The 1262-nt window shown below is 38.7% G+C and carries 2 protein-coding genes; one reads left to right on the top strand and one right to left on the bottom strand.

Annotated features, from left to right (window positions below):
* On the top strand, positions 1-181 hold a 181-nt coding region (locus tag C200_RS16215; protein WP_033923786.1), incomplete at its 5' end, for a hypothetical protein.
* A gap of 280 nt (positions 182-461) precedes the next feature.
* On the opposite strand, the gene C200_RS11985 is transcribed toward C200_RS16215, so the two are convergent.
* Positions 462-1262, bottom strand: an 801-nt coding sequence (locus C200_RS11985) for a pentapeptide repeat-containing protein (RefSeq protein ID WP_033923785.1), incomplete at its 5' end; no start/stop codon positions are given.

Below are 1262 nucleotides of genomic sequence, written 5' to 3'. Positions count from 1 at the left end.
AGGTAGCGACGCTTACGTCATTTTAATTAATAAAATATTTAATTTAAATTATATATATATTTTAGCATTGATACTTATTACTAAAAATAAGAGCTATATTAATGGGGCTGGAAATTTATGCAGTCAATTAAATGGGTTACACTGGCATGGCTTGCAGGTGGAGGCAATTACCTTTGTGTAGGCAGCTGGGATTAGAGCAGGTGTATTGATCGTAACCGGCATGTTGATGACGGTATCGATCACATGATTTGAAATGTTTTCTTTGTGAGCAGAGTAAGATTGCTCTCAGGCACGGTTGGTTTGCAAGGGATGTTTGAGGGAATGGCAATAACTCAAGGGGATCTCAGCTCACTATAAAACAAGCGGTTAATCATAGTGCGATAGAATCATCAAAAATCAGTTAAAATTTGTCTAGAAAAAGGTTGCCAGATCACTTGACGAATCCCACCTGACTCTCTAGCTTATCCGAGACTCAGAGTTGGCGGCTCTTTTTCCTCTTCCTCATCTTGTAATGTTATTGGGAGAAATAAGTGTGCACCTTGAGGCTCAGCACGGAGTGCTGCTATATCGATACCCGCGCTCTCTAAGATTTCTTTTTGTTTAGTATCAGGTAATCGTAGAAATGTTGGTGGATCGAATATTTTTATATTAAGCATAGAGGTAGTCATTAATTCTTGCTCATCGCAGTCTGTAAAGTTTACCTGGAAAAAAGCAGCAGCATCGAAGTTTGTGTGATTGAGCACTGTTGGAGTTATTGGATCCTCCTCTCTACAAGCTTTAAAAGTTATCTTGGTACAATTAGCATATTCAAAATCTGAGTGTGAAAGGCTTGTGCCAGTAAATGTTATATTCGTGCATTGAGCCTTAGAAAAAGAGGCGTGGTCTAAATTAGATTGTTTGAAAGTTACACCAGTAATTTTTGTGCCAACAAAATCGGCATGACAGATTAGACTGTCGTCAAATATTACGTATTTAAATGTTGAACCTGTAAAAATTGCATGGTGAGCGTTGACTCGAGTGAATTTAGTGCGGGTAAATGTTGCCTCCTGACATCTTGCCCCTGAAAAATTCGTGTCGGTTAGATCGGTATCTAAAAATTTTGCTCCAGTGCAGTTTGTGCCTTGAAAGTGCGTATCTTGAAAAGTTGACTTAGTAAAATCTGCGCCACTGACATCTGCACTATCAAAATCTGCATTACTAAAGTCTAGTTTGCTAAGATTTTCACCTTTTCTAAAGATCCATCTTTCGCTGCGAGCCATGGA

It is taken from the genome of Piscirickettsia salmonis LF-89 = ATCC VR-1361 (genome assembly GCF_000297215.2).
GTDB classification, from domain to species: domain Bacteria; phylum Pseudomonadota; class Gammaproteobacteria; order Piscirickettsiales; family Piscirickettsiaceae; genus Piscirickettsia; species Piscirickettsia salmonis.
This window is presented reverse-complemented; position numbering and strand designations above follow the sequence as displayed.